Genomic DNA, 19271 nt, shown 5'->3' on the forward strand with positions numbered 1-19271 from the left:
AGGGCTCGCATGACTTCGAATCCCTGGCTCTGTTGCAAACATGGGGCACGGCCGCGCGGCGTCACCCAGTTGGGGGATTAGGCAGCATTGGCGAAATGCTTATTGAGCATAATCATGGTTTCGGTCAGGGCCGAGGGTCCAATTCCGAATGCTCTTTCAACCAGGCGCACCTCCCCCATGATACCTGGCTGCAGGCACCATGCCTGGGCCTGTCCTTTGCGTAGGGCGCGCATGACCTCGAAGCCCTTGATCGTGGCGTAGGCCGTTGGCATCGACTTGAAGCCACGTACCGGCTTGATCAGCATCTTCAGCTTGCCGTGGTCGGCCTCGAGCACGTTGTTCAGATATTTCACCTGCCGGTGCTCGGTTTCCGCCGCCAGTTTGCCTTCGCGTTTCAGCTCAGCGATTGCTGCGCCGTAGCTGGGTGCCTTGTCGGTATTGAGTTTGGCCGGCTTTTCCCAGTCCTTCAGGCCACGAAGAGCTTTGCCCAGAAAGCGCTTCGCCGCTTTGGCGCTGCGTGTCGATGACAGATAGAAATCAATCGTGTCGCCCCGTTTGTCGACCGCCCGGTACAGGTAGGTCCATTTGCCCCGCACCTTTACGTAGGTCTCATCCAGACGCCAGCTCGGATCAAAGCCGCGCCGCCAGAACCAGCGGAGACGCTTCTCCATCTCCGGCGCGTAGCGCTGCACCCAGCGATAGATCGTCGTATGATCGACATCGATCCCACGCTCGGACAGCATTTCCTCGAGATCACGGTAGCTGATGCCGTATCGACAATACCAGCGCACCGCCCATAGGATGACCTCGCCGGTAAAATGCCGTCCTTTGAAATCGTTCATCGCAACTGACCTTGACAGTACATGAGCCCAATCTTGGAAACCGTGTCAGAGTTTGCAACAGAGCCGGATTTTGGGCGTGATCGAGGGCGCCAACGGCATTATTCTGATCGGCTGGTCGACCGCGTTCTTCTTTTCCATCGTGGACCGGCTAAAGCTTCTTGAACGGGATCTCGAGAAAGGCTGAGAAGCAAAGTGTAGAGAAGGAGGAAATGATAACCATCATCACTCTTCTGGAACGATTTCCTTCGCGCAGGCAACAGCTCGTAGCGTCGCAAACTGATTGAGCAGCGGTGGCGATCAACGCCAAGGACGAGCCGCTGCACAGAGACCGCCTTGTCAATGCGAGTTGGGCCTGCCGTGCGGGAGCCAATTGTCCCCCAACAGCGTCTGTAAATCAGCTGATCGCGATCCAGGCAGCAAGGCTCGCAGCCGCGGCTACAAGAGCGGCGAATAGCGGTAGCGCGGCTCTCATGCCGCCATGACCCCAACCGATGACTACAGTAATGACGCCTTTCGCCAAAGTGTTAGCGAGGACCGCGCCCCCCAGTACAAACCCGGCCGTCCGATCGCCGATCGCATGGGGCGGGAGCCCGGCCATGGTCATCACGGCTGCGTCCACATCTGATATGCCTGTCAGGGTCAGGACGACCGCCATGCCCTCCTGCCCAAAATGTTCCAGTGCCCACCGCGCGGCAAGTGATAATCCTGCCACCAGTGCAGCCAGGATGAGGGCGGGCGTAAAGCCCAGTGGATTGGCGATCGCCGTGCCATCGCTGCCCTTGCCAAATGTTCGCCAGGCAACCACGGCGAACATCACGGCCACAAGTGTTGCGGGCGCCATGGTCAGCGCCAGAGAGGGTAACGCGCGTGGAACGAGTGCCATTGCTACCAACTGGACTCGCACGAACATCACGATGGAAGCCACCGCGATGCCAGCTGACAATAGCTGCCGTCCGCCGGGTTCATCGCGCAGCCGCCGGGCATAATCGGCGGTGACTGCGGTGGATGAGACGATCGCGCCGGTCAGCGCCACCAGCAGCACGCCGCGGTCACGGCCGAAGCGCCTCGAAATGGCGTAGCCCGCGAAGGACAACCCCATCACGAACACCACCACCATCCAGATTTTCCGGGGGTTCCAGGCGTCATAGGGGCCGTAGGCGGCATCAGGCAGCAGCGGCAGGATGATGAGGGCAACGAGCAGGAAGCGAGAGACGCCCTCTATTTCGCTTTCATCCATTCCCCTGAGCAGCGCGTGCATGGATTGCCGCGCGCTCAGGATCGCAAAGATCGCCGCACCGGTGGCGAGGCCAAGCGTGGGCGAGACTCTCGTGGCGCAAAATCCCGCCCCGAACGTCAACAGGCCTGAAAGCGTGGTCGTTGCGGAGAGATTGTTCTGATCGGCGCTCCGGCCGTAGCCTACCGTCAGCACCGCCGCTGTGCCAATGCCGAGAGCCGCCGCGACCATGTCGGGCACAAGCCCGCCTATCCCTCCCAGCAACCCGATCAGCCCAAAGGTGCGGAAGCCCGCTACCCTGCGGCCCTTGCCGAAATCCCGTTGCGTCCAGCCCCGCTCAAGCCCGACAAGCAGCCCAACGGCAATGGATGCGATCAGGGACAGATAGGGATGGGTGATATCGGGCATGGGACGCTGCTAAGCTATACGCATCGGGGCGGATCGCGATAGGTATAAGCCACGATCAGATCGCCTTCGTCTTCACCGGAATTTTGAGATAGCGAACGCCATTGCTCTCGGCTTCCGGAAAACGCCCGGCACGGATATTGACTTGGATCGAGGGCAGCAGCAGCCGGGGCACCGCGAGCGTCGCATCCCGCGCCTCGCGCCTCGCGACGAAACTATCCTCGTCCACACCGTCATGGATATGGACGCTTGTGCGCCGTTCTTCGCCTACGGTCGTTTCCCAACGATAGTCATCGCGCCCCGGCGCCTTGTAGTCGTGGCAGAGAAACAGGCGGGTTTCCTCGGGCAGGCTCAAGAGCCGCCGGATGGAGCGGTAGAGGGTGCGAGCGTCGCCACCGGGGAAATCGGCACGCGCCGTGCCATAGTCGGGCATGAACAACGTGTCGCCGACAAAGGCTGCGTCGGCGACCAGATAGGCGATGTCGGCGGGCGTGTGGCCGGGCACGTGCATGACCGTGAACCGCAGCGTGCCGACCGAAAACTGCTCGCCCTCGCGAAAAAGCCGGTCGAAGTCCGATCCATCCGTCCGCAGTTCATCCAGGCCGAAGACCGGACGAAAGATCTTCTGCACGTCGCGGATATGTTCACCGATGCCGATCGGGGCGCCGGTCCTCGCCTTGATGAAAGGTGCGGCAGAGAGGTGATCGGCATGGGCATGGGTTTCAAGCACCATCGAGATCCGCCAGCCCTTCTTTTCCGCGAAGGCCAACAGCTGCTCGGCCGAGCGCGTGTCCGCCTCGCCGCTGGCGATGTCGAAGTCCATCACCGGGTCTATGACCGCCGCCTCGCGGGTTTCGGGATCGGCGACCAGATAGCTCACGGTAAAAGTCGTTTCGTCGAAAAAGGCTTCGATCAGGGGCTTCGCGTCCATGCCATCCTCCACTGCTTCTTGACAATATATTCACAAGAACTAAATTAGCAATAGCTAATGGAGTGCATGATGATCCGTCCGCCAATGGACCTCGCCACCTTCGAGACGAAGGCCAGCGAAGTGTCGAACCTCTTGAAAGCGATGGGCAACGCCCGGCGCCTGATGGTGCTGTGCAAGCTCGTCGAGCATGGCGAGATGACGGTGGGCGACCTCGCGCGCGAGGTGGGCCTGTCGCAATCCGCCTTGTCCCAGCATCTCGCCCGGATGCGGGAGGAGGGGCTGGTCGCCTTCCGGCGGGAGAGCCAGACGATCTGGTATCGCATCGCCGATCCGCGGACGGAACAGTTGCTCGCCAGTCTCTATACCATCTTCTGCAAGGAATGATCCGATGCCGATCACGACCATCACGCCGCACGATGCGGACAAAGCCATGGCGAAGGGCGCCACGCTCGTCGACATCCGTGGCACCGACGAACATGCCCGCGAACATATAGCCGGCGCGATCCATGTCCCACTCGATCGCCTTGGCGCGTTGCCGAACCTGCCAGGGCCCATCATCTTTCATTGCAAGTCGGGCATGCGCACCAAGGCCAATGAAGCGGCGCTGCAAGCCGCCGCAGGTTTCACGCCCTGCCACATTCTTGAAGGCGGCCTCGACGGCTGGCGGGCGGCGGGGCTGCCGACGCGCCTCGACCGCAAACAGCCGCTGGAGATCATGCGGCAGGTACAGTTGGCGGCTGGCGGACTGGTACTGCTGGGTGTCTTGCTCGGCTTTCTGGTCGCACCGGCCTTTTTCAGCCTGTCGGCCTTTGTCGGCGCGGGATTGATGATGGCGGGGGCGACCGGCTGGTGTGGCATGGCGAAGCTGTTGCAGCTGATGCCATGGAACCGCCGCGCCCTTGGGGCATAAGAGGCAGCCATGCCCACGGCCATGATCGCTGCGGCTCTGGCTTCCGGCGGCCTTATAGGTGCTGTCCTGGGCTTGATCGGGGGCGGCGGGTCGATCCTTGCCGTGCCGCTTCTCGTCTATGTGGTGGGCGTTGGTTCCGCCCATGCCGCCATCGGGACGGCGGCGGTCGCGGTCGCCGCCAATGCCGCCTTCAGCCTGATCGGTCATGCGCGCGAGGGCACAGTGAAATGGCCCTGCGCTCTGGTCTTTGCAGCAGCGGGGGTCACCGGCGCGGCGATCGGCGCTGAAATCGGGAAGGCCGTGGACGGTCAGCGGCTGCTGATGCTGTTTGGCCTGCTGATGATAGGGGTCGGCCTCTCCATGCTGCGGAAAAAGCGGGCGGCTGAGGCTCCCGATGTCCGCCTGTCGCGCGCGACCGCGAGCCACCTGCTGCCCCGCCTTGTGCCGATCGGCCTGGGGGCGGGCCTCGCGGCGGGCTTCTTCGGGATTGGCGGCGGCTTCCTGATTGTGCCGGGACTGATGATGGCGACGGCGATGCCGCTCAAGAATGCGGTTGGAACTTCGCTGGTCGTCGTCACGGCGCTGGGCCTCACCACGGCGGCATCCTACGCGCTGTCGGGCTATGTCGATTGGTTGCTGGTGGGGATGATGATCGCGGGCGGAACCGGCGGCGCGGCGATCGGCATCACGCTCGGGCGCAGGCTGGGCGCGCGCAAGGGGCTGCTGGGGCGGCTGTTCGCCGTCACGGTGATTGCCGTAGGCGCTTATGTCACGCTGCGTGGCGTCTAACATCACCGCTTACTGTTTCCGGATGTCGGTTTCGCTGATGCGGCCGTCCAGCATCGAGATCTGGACATCGGCAGCGGCGGCAACATCGGCATCATGGGTCACGCACACGACCGCGCGGCCCTGATCATGGGCTAGGGTATGGAACATCTCGACCACGCGGGCGCTGTTCTGGCTATCGAGGTTGCCGGTCGGTTCGTCACACAGTATCAGGACCGGGTCGTTCGCAATCGCCCGTGCGATCGCCACGCGTTGCCTTTCGCCGCCGGACAGGCGGTTGGGCGTCTTGTCCAACTTCTTGGCCAGGCCAACATCTATCAGCAGGTTCTGCGCCTTCTCCCGCGCCTGCGCTTGCGACAACCGGCCCAGCCTGCGCATCGGCAGCATCACATTTTCGAGCGCGCTGAACTCGGGAAGGAGGAAATGGAACTGGAACACGAAGCCGAAGCTCGCCAGCCGGATCTGTGCGCGCTCGTCGCCGTCCAGCGGGTTCATGTCCTGTCCCTCGAACAGCACAGATCCTTCCGTTGGGCGGTCTAGAAGCCCCAGCAGATAGAGCAGAGAGGATTTGCCGCATCCCGACGGTCCGACAATGGCGACGAAGCTGCCCGGATCGATCTTCAAGGAAACGTCGCTCACCAGTATCACCGGGGGTGTTCCCACCAATTCGCGTGATAGCCCCTGAGCCTGCATGATCGCGCTCATACCGCGCCCCGCAATATGTTGACGGGATCGACGCGTGCAGCCTTTCGTGCTGGGAGCCAGGCCGCGATTACGCCAGAAAATAGGGAAGCCGCAGCGGCTATGGCATATTGACGGGCCGAGCGGTCGAGCGGCAAGCGCTCATTTTCGCCGCCAATGGGAAAGTGGAGCGAGCCCAGGATCGCCAGCAGCCCGTAGCCAAGCAGCCATCCTGCAAGGATGCCCACCAGCGCCAGCGCCAGTCCTTCGAATACGAAGATCAGTTGAAGGTCGCCTTCGGAAAAGCCGATGGAACGCATGATCGCGATATCGCGCCTTTTGTCCGACACGCTGTTCGATACGACGGTGTAGATGCCGAAGCTGGCGACCAGCAGAATGGCTGATACGACGCTATACATGATGACGTTGCGGGTCACGAGGAGCGAGAGCAGGTCGGCGGAGCGTTCCTGCCAGCTTTGGGCCTTATAGGCGAAGCGTGCTTCGAGACGCCGGCTGATTGGCTGTGCATCATAGGGATCGCTAAGATGCACGCCGATGCGATTGATGATGAAGGGCCGGCCCAGCAGCGACTGCGCCTCTCGCAGTAGCACATAGCCGAGCGCAGAGGATAGCTGGGTCTGGCCGCGCTTAAACAGGCCGACGATGCGGAGCGAGCGACTATTGCCCGATGCGGAAGTCGCGCCCACCACATCGCCCATCGCAAGACCGAGCCGCTGCGCCATCTCCTCGCCGAGGATGATGCCGCCTTGCGTGCTTTCCAGATCGCGGAGGCGGCCGGTGCGCAATTTGTCCTCGATGGTGCTGACCTTCTCTTCGACCGCCGGATCGACGCCGACGATGGTCAGAGCTTCCTCTCGCCCACCGCTGCGCAGGGTGATCGCGCCCGTCAGGCTGGGAGAGCCTATCGCGCCGGGCAGCGTATTCACGGCTCGGAGGATTTCGGGCCAGCCTTTGAGGCCGCGCACCTCATTGCGGACCTTGTAGTGGCGCAGGTCGATCGCAGCGCCCTTGTAGAGCCTGACGCCTGGCTGCGGCGGCGGGCTGCGCAGCTCGTCGGAAATGATGATGTGCGGCGCGGCGTCGATCAGCGTCTTGATGAAGTCATTCTGGCTGCCGATCATCATCGCGGAGACGGCCAGGAAAAAGCCCACGCCCACCGCAACGCCGCTCACGGCGACGAAGGTCTGCCGTCTTCGGCCTGCCAGATGCCGCGCGGCGACGCTCGCCAACAGCCGCAGCTGGCCGCTCATCGCGCTATCCGCACCCGCATATTGTCCGAGATCTTGCCCTCAGGCGTCCTGACGACGATCTCGCCCCGCGACAGACCTGAAAGGATCTGTATTTCACTGGATCCAGCAATGCCTGTGCGGACCGCCCGTGGACGAGCCCGTCCGTCACGTACGACCCAGACCTTGCCGCCTTCTATTGCACTCGCCGGCACCAGCAGCGCGCGATCCGCGCGCCGGGTCACGATATTGACTTCAAGCGTCAGTCCGAGCGGCAGCGCCATGGGCTTGTCCGTCATGATGCGGGCGCGAAAGGCGCGTTGTTCGGGATCGCCGCCAGGCGTCACTTCACGTATATGGCCGCTCAGCACCCGGCCTGGCCACGCATCGCTCGACATCAGCGCAGCTTGTCCAGCATGGATACGTGGCACGTCGCGCTCGTCTACCGTCGCGGTGATGCGGATGCGTGCCGGATCGCCGAGCGTCATCAATGTGCGGCCAGGAACAGCGAGATCGCCCGGCTCCACGTCCCGGCGCAGGACGATGCCGTCTATGCCCGATCGCACGACCATCTGATCGAGCCGTGCACGGGCACTTTTCTCCGCTGCCTTCGCGCTGTCAGCTGCCGCTACCGCTGCATCGCGCGCTGCCCGCGTGACCCACCCTCTGGCGAATAGCGCCAGGATACGCTGTTCGTCCTGCAGGGCAACGCGGCGCTGTGCTGTGATTTGTTGCAGCGCATGGCGCTGTTCCTCGTCATCCAGCAGTACAAGCGGCTGCCCCCGCGCCACGCGCTGGGCTTCTTCGACGAGCACCAAACGGACCGGCGCGGTGAGGCGGGCGGAGACGGTGACGGGATGCTCGGCCTCGACAAAGCCCGTGGCATACACCAGTTCGATCGCCTCCCCCATGCGTGCGGGCATGACCGTCACTTCGGGCGCTCTTCCGGCGAGCAGCCAATAGGCTCCTGCTGCCGCCGGCAGCGCCAGCGGTAGCAGCCAGAGCGCGATGCGTTTCATCCCAGCTCTATAGCATCAGGCGGAAATCATTGCGCGTTCGTATCGGAACGACCTTCGCCCGTCACTTGGGTCCGATCGGAATCTGGCGCGGCTTGCTTGCCTCTGTTGCGAGACGCGGGACGATGACCTTCAAAAGCCCTTTCTCCAGATGCGCGTTCGCCTTGTCGGCATCCGCTTCAAAGGGCAGGGCGACCCGCCGCAAAAAGCTTCCCCGGCTGCGCTCAACCAGATGATAATGCTTCTTTTCGTCCTTTTCTTCGCGCTCTTCCTTATGTTCCGCCTTGATGGTGAGGATGCCGTCGTGGACATCGAGCGACACATCCTTCTCATCGAACCCCGGCAGTTCGGCCGTCAACTCAAGGCCTTTGTCAGTTTCGGCGATATCGACCTTGGGCAGGAGAAATCCTTTGCTGTCGCCATTGCCGCTGGTGAGCCAGCCTCGACCAAAATCATCGGTCAGCCGGTCCATCTCCCTGCGCATATCGGCGAACGGATCAAATCCGCTGCGGAACATGCTGTTGCGTCCAAAGGGGATCAGTGAACGAAAATCAGTCATTGTCCTTCTCCTGCTTTTTTGTGAGGTGATTGCTGGCCCGACGGGTGCATTGAATGTGGCTGTCCCCGGGCGGCAGCTGAACTGTGCAGGGCGCTGCAATGCTCCATGCCATCCGGCATCCGATGCGCTTGTCCCATTGACGAAGGCGCGCCATCCGGCCCCATCATTGGGCCGCCTTCTCCCTTCATCATGGGACAATCATGCCCGGCATCCGCAGATGCCGAGGGCGGCTGCTTTGGTCCTTCTGCCGGGTGGTGTTCGGCGTGCGGCTTTACGGTCTGTGCTGACACTCCTGCAATGAACATGAGGTTCCAAAGGCAGGCAGTTGCGAGGAAACGGCGCATAAACGGTCCTCCATACAAGACTCTCCATCGAAGTTTCGCGCCGACGGCAGTTGCGCGCCATAAGTAGAGTCACGCATGTGCCGATCAGGGCACGAGCACCGCGGCGCCCTTCACCTTGCCCGTGCGCACGCTTTGCAGAGCCTCATTGGCATCTTCGAGCGGGAAGGTTTGCGTGACGGTGTGCAGGTCGATGCTGTCGGCAAGTTCGAAAAAGGAGGTGCCGTCTTCCCGCGTCAGGTTGGCGACGGAGCGGATCTGCCTTTCCTCCCACAGGTCCGCATAGGGGAAGGAGGGGATGTCGCTCATATAGATGCCCGCACAAATAACGCGGCCTCCCTTCCTTACCGCTCGCAAGGCTCGGGGCACCAACTCGCCCACAGGCGCGAAGATGAGCGCGGCATCGACCAACTGCGGCGGGTCGTCGGAAGAGCCTCCCGCCCAAGCGCAGCCAAGTGACCGCGCGAAATCCTGCCCTTCCTTGTCACCATCCTTTGTAAAGGCATAAACCGTGCGTCGCTGGTGCCGGGCGACCTGCGCGAGAATATGCGCCGCAGCGCCGAAACCATAGAGGCCGATCACGGGTGCCGCGCCAGCGAGTCGCAATGCTCTCCAGCCGATCAGCCCGGCGCAAAGAAGGGGAGCGGCTTCGACGTCGGAAAAACGCTCGGGCAGATCGAAGCAATAATGGGCGTCCGCCACCACATGGCTGGCATACCCCCCATCGCGTGTGGCGCCCGTGAAGAGCGGCGCGTCGCAGAGATTTTCCCGGCCTGTCCGGCAATAGGGGCAGGTGCCACATGTATGTCCCAGCCATGGCACGCCGACGCGCTGACCGAGCGTGAAGCCACTGACGGTGGGGCCGATCGCAGCGACGCGGCCGACAATCTCGTGCCCGGGTATGACCGGGTAGCGTGCCGAAATTTCGCCATCGAGCACATGCAGATCGGTTCGGCACACGCCGCAGGCTGCGACCTCGATCAGCAATTCGCCGGTATCGGGTTCGGGCAGGGGCCGCTCGATGCGAATCAGAGCTTTGCCAGGGACGCGGACCTGCATGGCAACCATTCCGCTCATAGATGGCGTTCCTTCCTTGCCAGAGGAGTCAAGAGCCTATCCGATTGCGCGCGCAAACGCCGTTCGTGAATCTACGCATAGGCTGACCGGCCTGATGACCCGATATTGGGCTATTAAGCTGAGCGGTTCGCAAAGGAACGCACGGTCATGAGAGCGTTGATCTATGATGGCCCGGGCCAAAAGCATCTTGGGCAACGGGAAGCGCCAAGGATTGCGGACGTCGGTGACGCGATCGTCCGCGTGACGCACACGACCATATGCGGAACTGACCTTCATATATTGAAGGGCGATGTGCCCATCTGCGCGCCGGGACGGATCTTGGGGCATGAGGGAGTTGGGGTGGTCGAGGCGGTCGGCGCTGCGGTCGCCAACTTCAAACCGGGTGACCATGTCCTGATTTCCTGTATCACCGCTTGCGGCAGATGCGATTACTGTCGGCGGGGCATCTATTCGCATTGCACAAGCGGCGGGTGGATATTGGGGAATGCCATAGACGGCACGCAGGCTGAATATGTCCGCATACCGCATGCCGATACGAGCCTCTATCTGGTTCCGCCCGGGACCGACGAGGAAGCCCTTGTGATGTTGAGCGACATTCTGCCGACAGGGTTCGAATGCGGCGTCCTCAACGGCAAGGTGGTGCCCGGAAGCACCGTCGCGATCGTCAGCGCGGGACCGATCGGTCTTGCCACCTTGTTGACCGCGCAATTCTATTCGCCCGGTCAGATCATCATGATCGACATCGACGCGAACCGGTTGGCGATCGCTGAAAAATTCGGTGCGACGCGAACGATCGACAGCCGGACGGAAGATCCGGTGGCCGCCGTCAAGGCACTGACGGGCGGACTGGGCGTCGATACTGCTATTGAGGCGGTCGGCATCCCCGCGACATTCGAACTGTGCCAGGATCTCGTTGCCCCCGGTGGCGTCATCGCCAATATTGGCGTGCATGGGAAAAAAGCGGACCTGCATCTTGAGCGTCTATGGGCGCATAATATCACCATCACGACCCGGCTGGTTGACACAGCGACCACCGCGATGCTGCTGAAGACGGTGGCGAGCGGGAAGATCGACGCGAAGAAACTCGTCACCCATCGTTTCACGCTTGATGCCATCATGGAGGCCTATGAGGTCTTCGGCAGGGCAGCCGAGACTCAGGCGCTCAAGGTCCTGATCACGCCCTGAGCCGCTCACGCACTATTGCCGCATCGCCACTCGCTTCAGCGCTTCGGCGGACAGCAGGTAAGCGGCGACCAGTAGAGCCGTCACCGCGATGATGGAAACGCCCGGCGCGGCGAAGCCTAGTGTGGAAGCGATCGGCAGGAAAGGCAGCATGACTGCTGCGCCGAGGCAAAGACCGGCGGTCGTCACCAGGAGGCGATGAGGCCGTTGCCGCCACAATGGCGCAGATGTGCGGATGACGAAGACAACCAATATCTGCGTTGCCATTGATTCGATGAACCATGCGGTGCGGAAGGTCGGCACATCGACATGGAAAAGGGCGATCAACGCGCCGAAAGTGGCAATATCGAATAGCGACGATAAAGGTCCCATGATCATGGTGAAGCGCACAAGGCCCGGCATGTCCCAGCCATGGGGCGACGCAAGATCACGGCTCTCTGCGCTGTCGAACGGAATGCCTGTCTGGGAGAGATCGTAGAGCATGTTGTTGAGGAGGATCTGCACCGGCGTCAGCGGCAGGAAAGGCAGGAACAGGGATGCGAGCGCCATCGTCAGCATGTTACCGAAATTGGAACTTGTGCCCATGCGGATATATTTGAGGATATTGGCATAGGTGCGTCGTCCTTCCGCTACCCCCTCGGCAAGCACCGCAAGATCGGGCGCCAGCAGGATCATGTCCGCTGCCTCGCGCGCCACGTCCGTTGCGCCATCGACGGAAAGGCCGACATCCGCTGCCCTGATCGCCGGCGCGTCGTTGATGCCGTCACCGAGAAATCCCACGATGTGGCCGCGTGCCTGTAGCGCTCGTACGATCCTCAACTTCTGGTCGGGGGTGACGCGGGCGAACAAGTCAGTCTCCCCGACGCGCACCGCCAGTGCCTGATCGTTAAGCGTGGCGATCTCCTCTCCCGTGAGAAGGCTGGAGGATGGGCTTCCAAGGGCAGTCATGAGATGCTGTACGGCGGGGGCGGAATCCCCTGAGATGACCTTGGTGCCAATGCCTGCCGCCTCCAGCCGCCCGATCGCGGCCGCGGCGGAGTTTTTGGGTGGATCGAGGAACAGGCAGAAGCCGACGAATATCAGATGGTCGTCATCGTCCGTCTCGATGCGCTCGCGGCTCTCGGCGGCTTTCCAGGCTATGCCGAGCAGGCGGAGGCCCTGACCGGCATGGTCATCGTGCAGCCCCATGAGACGCGTCTTCAGTGCAGCGTTGAGTGGCAGGATCGTGCCGTCCTGCGCTTCAGCTTGCGTGCAGAGGCTGATGATCGTTTCGGGTGCACCCTTGACGATCTCGATCCTTGCGCCCTGCCATTCGGCCAGAACGGACACGCGCCGCCTTTCGAAATCGAACGGCCGCTCGTCAAGCTTCCGCCACCCGGTGAGCGGATGATGCCCCGTGTGCGCCAGCAAGGCGTCGTCGAGCGGGCTGCGCAGGCCGCTTTCAAACCGGGCATTGACGGCGGCAAGCTCAAAGACGCGCTCACTGTCCGTGCCGTCGATCCCGGGATGGCCCGTCATCAAAATCCGTGCCTCGGTGAGCGTGCCCGTCTTGTCGGTGCATAATATGTCCATTTCGCCCAGATCATGGATCGCCGAAAGCCGCTTCACCACAACCTTTGCGGCTGCCATGCGCTGCGCGCCGCGCGCCAGACCGATCGTCATGATCATCGGCAGCAACTCGGGCGTGAGGCCGACCGCCAGCGCCATCGCGAACAGGAAGGATTCAACCGGCGGCCGGCCGAGCGCCAGATGGGCTAGGATCACGAAGAGCACGAGGAAGATCGTCATCCGCACGATCAGCAGTCCCAGCCGGTGGATGCCCCGTTCGAAAGCGGTGGGAGGCTGTTTATCGCCCAGTGATCTGGCGATGCCGCCGAAATGCGTGCGGTCGCCCGTCTGGACCACCAACATGGTCGCGCTGCCGCCGATCATCGAACTGCCGTGCAGCAGGAGGTTTCTTGCCTCGCCCATGGCGGCGTCGGGTTCGACGCCTGGCGATTTCTCGACCGGGAAGGGTTCTCCTGTCAGGGCAGCCTGGTTGACCTGGGCCGCGTTCGCCGACAGCACGAGCCCATCGGCGGGCACCAGATCGCCGGCCGCCAGCAGGACAATGTCTCCCGGTACCAAAGCGCGCACCGGCAAGGTGGCTGTGGACCCGTCCCGCAGCGTCCTTGCGGTGAGGGCAATCGCTTCCTTGAGCGCCGCCGCCGTCGCTTCCGCTCGCCGTTCCTGCACCGTGTCGAGGATTGTGGACAGCAAGACCATGGCCACGATCAGGAGGAAGCTGGGCAGGTCGCCGGTCGCGCCCGCCACGGTGGCAGCGGCAAGCAGCATCAGCACAAGCGGATTGCCAAGCCTGCGCGCCAGATCGACCGCAAGGCGCCGCCGGGATTGCTGGAAGAGGATGTTGGGTCCAGCCAGCGCCAGCCTGCGGCCGGCTTCGATGGAAGAAAGACCCCTTTCAGTCGCGGCGAGTGCAGCAAGCATCTTGGTCGGGGGCAATCGCCAATATTCGGGCGGCAACTGGACCGCTGCACCTCCCGCGATTATGTCGACAGGGCCGTGATCCCCTCCGGGCGCCTGAAAATCGGCATGTCGGAGCTTCTGGGGAATGGGAAAAGCCATCGCGGCTCCGCAAGGACAAGGTATCGGGTTTTACGAAATGAACTATCCTGCGCTCTGCTCGAATCCGTTAAGCTACGTAACTGTCCGAAGTTCGCTAGCCATCCGGCACCCATAGTCTCCGGGGGCACAAGATAACCGTTGGGCTCAAGCATCGGGGAGCCCGGAGGTGGATATGGCATCTGCGCGATGGCGAAGCTGGTTCCTCGCGGTTTTGATCGTGGCCGGGTTGGTTGCTGCCCTTGCCCATTGGGGAGAGGTGAGGCGGTTCGCCGCTCTGCTCCGGGAAGCCGAGCCTGGCTGGATCGTCCTCGCGCTGGCCCTTCAGTTGACCACCTATGCCAGTGTGGCGAGAGGCTGGTCCGCGGTGTTGCACCAGGCCAGCGCCCCAAGGCCTATACGGCCGCTGATGCGGCTAGCCCTCACCAAGCTGTTCGCCGACCAGGTGCTGCCCAGTGCGGGCATGGGTGGGAACATCCTGCTCGTCGATCAGCTTCGGGCGCTTGGCGTGCCGAAGGGGACGGCGGTTGCGGCCCTTCTTCTGTCCATGATCGGCTTCTATGCGGCTTACGCCTTCTTCGCTCTTGTGATGCTGATCCTGCTCTGGCTCCATGACCGTGCCACGCCAATGATGGCTGGCACTGTCACGATCTTCCTCCTTGTAGCGCTCGCCATTCCTTCGCTCGCGCTGTGGCTGCGCAGTCGCGGAAGCCGGCCTTTACCTGACCGGATCGAACAGATCGACTTCGTGCGCAAGTTATTGGAGACAGCAGCGCAGGCGCCAGCAGTAGTTTTGCGGGACAGGCGGCTGATCCTTACCGTCACGGGCTGCAACGCCATGATCTTCCTGGCCGATGCCGGGACGCTCTACGCCTGCCTGCATAGCCTCGGTCAGCAGGCCGCGTTCGGGACGGCCTTCATTGCCCTCATCATGGCGTCGGTCGTTGCGACGCTGGGGCCGATCCCACTCGGCCTTGGAAGTTTTGAAGCGACATCGGTCGCGATGCTGCACCTGTTGGGCGTCGCGCTGGAGGCGGCCTTTGCAGCGACCATGCTGTTGCGTCTGTTCACGCTCTGGCTGCCGCTTATACCCGGCATGGTGATGATGCGAGCCGTCGCGAAGAGAAAGCCGGCTGACGGCAGGCCGTTGCAATAGCGACGATGCGGTGATCAGCTGGCGGGCTTGGCTCCAGCCATGTCTTTCCTGGCGACCCGGATGGTCGGGTCGTCTGGATCGACGATGGTGACAAAACCAAGTTCGCGCTCCATGCGCAGGGCCGCATCATGATCGGCGCATTCAATGGACTCGACAGTCTCGATGCCTTCCGCCCTCGCGTAGCGCAACACATGTTCAAGCAGCGTCCAGCTTATGCCCTTGCCCTTCATGTCGGCGCGTGTGGTGAGCGCGATCTCTGCCCGGCTGCGGTCCGGATCGGTCGCCAGCATGGCGAGGGCGACAACTCCGCTTTCTTCATCGTCGAAGGCAAGGAAGCTGATCGTGCGCAGATAATCGACCCTCGTCATCATGATGATCTGCTCATGACGCACTTTCGGGAGGCCAGACATGAAACGGAAGCGCAGGTCTTCAGGCGAAACCTGGTCGAAGAAACTTGCCACGGCTGGCTCATCGTCAGGCCGCACGGGCCGGACATGGAAGCGAAAGCCATGCTCCGTTACAAGGTCAGATGCCCAGCCTTCAGGTGCGGCGCGGATGACCAAGCGGGAAGCAATAGCTGGCTCTGGCGTGATCCGCGCCCGCGCGTCGAGTGCTATGACACCCGCCGCGCTCACCACCAAGGGGTTGATGTCGAGTTCGAGGAGGTCCGGGAGATCGACAGCCATCGCTGACACCGCATTGAGCACATCGGCCAGCCCTGCCACATCGGCGGCCGGCACGTTGCGGTAGCCCGCTAACACTGCCGAGATGCGCGTCCGCGCTATCAGGGCGCGCGCCTGGGCATGATCGATGGGGACCAGGTCGATGGCCTTGTCGTCCAGAATCTGCGTAGCGATGCCGCCTGCGCCAGCCATGATAATGGGTCCGAATGCCGGATCGGCCGTGATGCCGACGATCAACTCGGTGCCGCCATCGACCTTGATCATGTCTTCGACCGCAAATCCCTGAATATGCGCGTCCGGGAAATCGCGCCGGATCCGTTGCTCCATGTCCTGCGCAGCCGCGACCGCGGAACGGGCATCGGGGAGATTGAGCGCCACCCCGCCGACATCGCTTTTATGTGGAAGATCGCGAGAGACGATTTTGACGGCATAGGGCGCGCTCAGCCAGCAGCAGGCTTCCTCCACTGCTTGTGCCGAGGCGGCGAAGCGCGTGGCCGCGATGGGGATGCCATAGGCCTCCAGCAACTTCTTCACCTTGATCTCCGAAAGCAGCGTGCACTTTTCCGCCTGCGCGCTGGCGATGATCGCGCGTGCAGCGGCCCGGTCGACCTTGATCTCTCGCGTTTGCGCGGGTGCATCGGTCAGGTGTCTGCGCAGGCGACGCGCCTCAGCCAAGTAGCCAAAGGCACGCACGGCATCGTCAGGCGTGGAAAAGACGGGAATGCCGGCTGCTGTGAAGACCCGCCGGACGGCATCGGCGTTGGCATCGCCGAGCCAACAGGCCAGGACAGGCTCGCGAATGCGCTCCTGTGCCGCCGCCGCGATCTCCTCGCATATGGCGCGGGCCGTCTCGCCTGCTTCGCTGCGGGCGGTTGGGCAGTTCATGACCAGTACAGCGTCACTGCCCGTGTCTCGCAAGAGAAACCGCAATGCCCTGCTGTATCTGTCCGCGCCGGCGTCGCCCAACACGTCGATGGGATTGCCGTGCGACCAGCCAGTTGGCATGTCCGTTTCAAGTGCGGCCAGTGTCTCCGGCGCCAGGGCAGCCAACTGGCCGCCGGTCTTCGCAATAGCATCGACCGCCAATATGCCCGCTCCGCCGCCATTGGTGAGGATTGCCAGCCGGTTGTCCGGAATTGGCTCGCAGGTGCAGAGGATTTCGGCGGCATCGAAAAGCTCGGTCAGGGTGTCGACTAATATGATACCAGCCCTGGCAAACGCGGCTTCATAGACATCATAGGAGCCAATCATTGCTCCCGTATGGGAGAGCGTCGCCTGCGCCGCGAGCTGGCTCTTGCCCGCCTTGATTGCAATGATGGGTTTGGTGAGCGCCGCCGCCCGTGCGGCGGCCATGAACTCGGCCGCCTGGGTCACCCCCTCTATGTACAGAAGAATGGCATGGGTGTGCGGATCGGCCGCCAGAAGGTCTATAAGGTCGCCCAGGTCAGCATCAGCCATGTCTCCGGCCGAGATGATCGCGGAGAAGCCGACGCTGCGTGTCTGCGCCCAATCCAGCACGGCGGTGATGATCGCGCCGCTCTGCGATATGAGGCCAAGATGCCCTGGCCGCGCCGGAGTTCGCGCGAAGGTGGCGTTGATCCTGGCATGAGGCGCCATGATACCAAGGCAATTAGGCCCGACGAGACGTAGGTCGTGCCGCATCGCTGCATCCAAGACCGCACGGCGATGGCCGCCAATATCGCTCAGGCCAGCTGAAAGGATTACAGCGCAGCGGGTGCCAAGGCTCCCCAACTGGTCGATGATTGACGCCACGGTCGATGCCGGTGTCATGATGATCGCGAGTTCAGGCGTCTGCGGAAGAGCATTGACCGTGGCGAACCACCTCACGCCTTCTCTGGCGATGGGACGTGGATTAACGACATAGATCGCGCCATCGAATAGGCCGGCAAGGAGATTGTCGAGGACGAGCGTGCCTACGGCGCCCTTCCGGTCCGATCCTCCGACCAGAACTATGCTTCGTGCGTGCAGAAGGGGTGGCAGGTTGTGGATCGTCATGGAGCTTCTCGCCTTTCGCAGAAAAGCGCCTTTCGACGCCTGCGTGTGTGATCCTATGGGGCGCGGTGCTCAAACCGATATTCGTAAATGCCGCAGGCCTTGTCGTTCGGACCGAAGATGATGGGAGGCTACTTACGGGAAGTTGCGAATAGGGAAGCACCGCGCATTAACTACAATCGCCTCGACCAGCGAGGAGGCGATCATGCGGCATACGGGCGACGCGAAGGGCAGCCTTTCCAATCAAGACCCTGCGCGGGAAATCATTCATGATCTTCGCAACCTATTCGCGGTTATCGCCTCGATTCAGCACCTGTTGACCAAGAATATTGACGGACGTGAACGGGAAAATCTGCTGCGGGGTTTGGAGGAAGCCGCCGGGCGGGGCGGTGAATTGGCTTCCCGATTGCTCTCGAAGGAGGCTCAAGGAGAGCGTCACCTCTTGGACGTGGGCACCCAAGTGGCGGAGGCTGCGCCTATGCTCCAGGCGATCGTCCGGTCTCCGGCTTCATTGGAGATCGACACCCAGGTGGCCGTCCCGGCCGCGCTCGTGAGTGCAGATCCCGCGGAGCTTGAAGGGGTGATGCTGGAGCTTGTCGCGAATGCCACAGCTGCCGGCGCCCGCCGGGTCATGCTGCGTTGCCGCAGGATTGGCAACTGGATCTGGCTTATCATTGCCGATGACGGGCCCGGCCTACTTCAAAATGGAATCACGAAATGGCCAAACGCCGCGCAGGGGTCAGGCCATGGCATCGGCCTCGGCCGGGTTCGGCGAGCGGTCCGCGACATGGGCGGCAAATTACTTGTTCGCGGCAGTGCTGGCGCAGGCGTCGGCACAGCTGTCGCCCTGCTTTTGCCGGTGGCGCTCCACGCCCTCAGCAAACCACGCGCCCGGGAATGGCGCGCATCCCACCTGCACAAGGAGAGTTGTGATGAAAACCGACGGACAGTTGCAGCGTGACGTCATGGACGAACTCGAATGGGATCCAAGCGTCGATCATGCTGACATTGGCGTGGCCGTGAATGACGGTGTTGTCACCCTGTCAGGCTATGTAACCAACTATGTCGAAAAGATGGCTGCCGAGAAGGCTACAAGGCGCGTGAGCGGCGTCAAAGCGATCGCCGAGGAAATCCACGTGCGCTTTACGTCCGAGCCGCACACGGCCGACCATGAAATCGCCAAGCGTATCCTCGATATCTTCTCCTGGAATGTCTCCATTCCGCACGAGAAGATCAATGTGAAGGTGGAGAAGGGCTGGGTCACGCTTTCCGGCATGGTGGACTTTTATTATCAGAGCGCTGAGGCCAGGAAGTCGGCGGCGAGAATTTCGGGTGTAACAGGGGTCAGCAACCTCATTGAGGTGAAGAAGCTGCCTGTCGCCTCCGATGTTCGCGAGCGAATAGTGGCCGCTTTCAAGCGGCAGGCGGATTTGGATGCCGCAGGCGTCACCATATACACCGACGGCAACACGGTTCGGCTGGGTGGCCGGGTGAAGGCCTGGCACGAACGCGGTGTTGCCGAGCGAGCGGCCTGGGCAGCTCCGGGTGTGACCAAGGTTGAGGACAATATCATAGTCAGCTTCTGA

The 19271-nt window shown here is 62.4% G+C and carries 17 protein-coding genes; 7 read left to right on the top strand and 10 right to left on the bottom strand.

From position 1 onward, the window contains the following. Positions 1 to 77 precede the first annotated feature (77 nt). From L858_RS0117825 to L858_RS0117840, 3 genes are all read right to left on the bottom strand, one after another. Positions 78 to 842 (bottom strand): IS6 family transposase, encoded by a 765-nt coding sequence (locus L858_RS0117825; RefSeq protein ID WP_006949122.1) that lies wholly within the window; start codon positions 840 to 842, stop codon positions 78 to 80. A 394-nt stretch (positions 843 to 1236) separates the two neighbouring features. Beyond that, on the bottom strand, positions 1237 to 2484 hold the full coding sequence (locus L858_RS0117835) for an MgtC/SapB family protein (RefSeq protein WP_022684453.1): 1248 nt from the start codon (positions 2482 to 2484) through the stop codon (positions 1237 to 1239). A 55-nt stretch (positions 2485 to 2539) separates the two neighbouring features. Beyond that, positions 2540 to 3412: an MBL fold metallo-hydrolase gene (locus L858_RS0117840; protein WP_022684454.1), complete on the bottom strand. Its 873-nt coding sequence runs from the start codon at positions 3410 to 3412 to the stop codon at positions 2540 to 2542. Between the two features lie 66 nt (positions 3413 to 3478). On the opposite strand from L858_RS0117840, the gene L858_RS0117845 reads away from it, so the two are divergent. The 3 genes from L858_RS0117845 to L858_RS0117855 are packed head-to-tail and all read left to right on the top strand — an operon-like array spanning position 3479 to position 5111. After that, positions 3479 to 3796 (top strand): ArsR/SmtB family transcription factor, encoded by a 318-nt coding sequence (locus tag L858_RS0117845; RefSeq protein ID WP_152639871.1) that lies wholly within the window; start codon positions 3479 to 3481, stop codon positions 3794 to 3796. A gap of 4 nt (positions 3797 to 3800) precedes the next feature. Next, a complete protein-coding gene (locus tag L858_RS0117850) occupies positions 3801 to 4322 on the top strand; it encodes a rhodanese-like domain-containing protein (protein WP_022684456.1) in 522 nt (173 codons plus the stop codon). A gap of 9 nt (positions 4323 to 4331) precedes the next feature. Then, positions 4332 to 5111 carry a sulfite exporter TauE/SafE family protein gene (locus tag L858_RS0117855; RefSeq protein ID WP_022684457.1) on the top strand — a complete coding sequence of 260 codons (780 nt, stop codon included), beginning with the start codon at positions 4332 to 4334 and terminating at the stop codon, positions 5109 to 5111. A gap of 9 nt (positions 5112 to 5120) precedes the next feature. Here L858_RS0117855 and L858_RS0117860 read toward each other — a convergent pair whose 3' ends face one another. The 5 genes from L858_RS0117860 to L858_RS0117880 all read right to left on the bottom strand — a co-directional run bounded on the left by L858_RS0117860 (position 5121) and on the right by L858_RS0117880 (position 10029). Beyond that, positions 5121 to 5747, bottom strand: coding sequence for an ABC transporter ATP-binding protein (locus L858_RS0117860; protein ID WP_238564995.1), 627 nt, complete (start codon positions 5745 to 5747; stop codon positions 5121 to 5123). 62 nt (positions 5748 to 5809) lie between these two features. Next, entirely contained in the window at positions 5810 to 7060 is a 1251-nt protein-coding gene (locus L858_RS0117865) for an ABC transporter permease (RefSeq protein WP_022684459.1), read from the bottom strand. Then, positions 7057 to 8055: an efflux RND transporter periplasmic adaptor subunit gene (locus tag L858_RS0117870; protein ID WP_022684460.1), complete on the bottom strand. Its 999-nt coding sequence runs from the start codon at positions 8053 to 8055 to the stop codon at positions 7057 to 7059. The genes L858_RS0117865 and L858_RS0117870 overlap by 4 nt, the downstream gene beginning before the upstream one ends. A 61-nt stretch (positions 8056 to 8116) precedes the next feature. Further along, complete coding sequence (locus L858_RS0117875; protein ID WP_022684461.1) at positions 8117 to 8611, bottom strand: Hsp20/alpha crystallin family protein; 495 nt, start codon at positions 8609 to 8611, stop codon at positions 8117 to 8119. Between the two features lie 428 nt (positions 8612 to 9039). After that, complete coding sequence (locus tag L858_RS0117880) at positions 9040 to 10029, bottom strand: zinc-dependent alcohol dehydrogenase family protein (protein ID WP_022684462.1); 990 nt, start codon at positions 10027 to 10029, stop codon at positions 9040 to 9042. A gap of 147 nt (positions 10030 to 10176) precedes the next feature. Between L858_RS0117880 and L858_RS0117885 the strand changes: the two genes are divergently transcribed. After that, the gene (locus L858_RS0117885; RefSeq protein WP_022684463.1) at positions 10177 to 11214 is read left to right on the top strand and encodes a zinc-dependent alcohol dehydrogenase family protein; all 1038 of its coding nucleotides are present in this window, start codon (positions 10177 to 10179) and stop codon (positions 11212 to 11214) included. 12 nt (positions 11215 to 11226) lie between these two features. On the opposite strand, the gene mgtA is transcribed toward L858_RS0117885, so the two are convergent. Continuing rightward, complete coding sequence (gene mgtA, locus L858_RS0117890) at positions 11227 to 13836, bottom strand: magnesium-translocating P-type ATPase (protein WP_022684464.1); 2610 nt, start codon at positions 13834 to 13836, stop codon at positions 11227 to 11229. A 172-nt stretch (positions 13837 to 14008) separates the two neighbouring features. Here mgtA and L858_RS20585 point away from each other — a divergent pair, with 172 nt between their 5' ends. Then, complete coding sequence (locus L858_RS20585; protein ID WP_051132684.1) at positions 14009 to 14989, top strand: lysylphosphatidylglycerol synthase transmembrane domain-containing protein; 981 nt, start codon at positions 14009 to 14011, stop codon at positions 14987 to 14989. Positions 14990 to 15003: 14 nt separating this feature from the next. Here the strand turns inward: L858_RS20585 and L858_RS0117900 are convergent, their stop codons facing one another. Further along, complete coding sequence (locus L858_RS0117900) at positions 15004 to 17688, bottom strand: bifunctional acetate--CoA ligase family protein/GNAT family N-acetyltransferase (RefSeq protein WP_022684466.1); 2685 nt, start codon at positions 17686 to 17688, stop codon at positions 15004 to 15006. Between the two features lie 202 nt (positions 17689 to 17890). Here L858_RS0117900 and L858_RS0117905 point away from each other — a divergent pair, with 202 nt between their 5' ends. After that, positions 17891 to 18646, top strand: a complete 756-nt coding sequence (locus L858_RS0117905) for an ATP-binding protein (RefSeq protein WP_022684467.1) — start codon at positions 17891 to 17893, stop codon at positions 18644 to 18646. Then, positions 18618 to 19271, top strand: a complete 654-nt coding sequence (locus L858_RS0117910; RefSeq protein WP_022684468.1) for a BON domain-containing protein — start codon at positions 18618 to 18620, stop codon at positions 19269 to 19271. The genes L858_RS0117905 and L858_RS0117910 overlap by 29 nt, the downstream gene beginning before the upstream one ends.

This window comes from Sphingobium bisphenolivorans (genome assembly GCF_000412635.1).
Lineage (GTDB): Bacteria > Pseudomonadota > Alphaproteobacteria > Sphingomonadales > Sphingomonadaceae > Sphingobium > Sphingobium bisphenolivorans.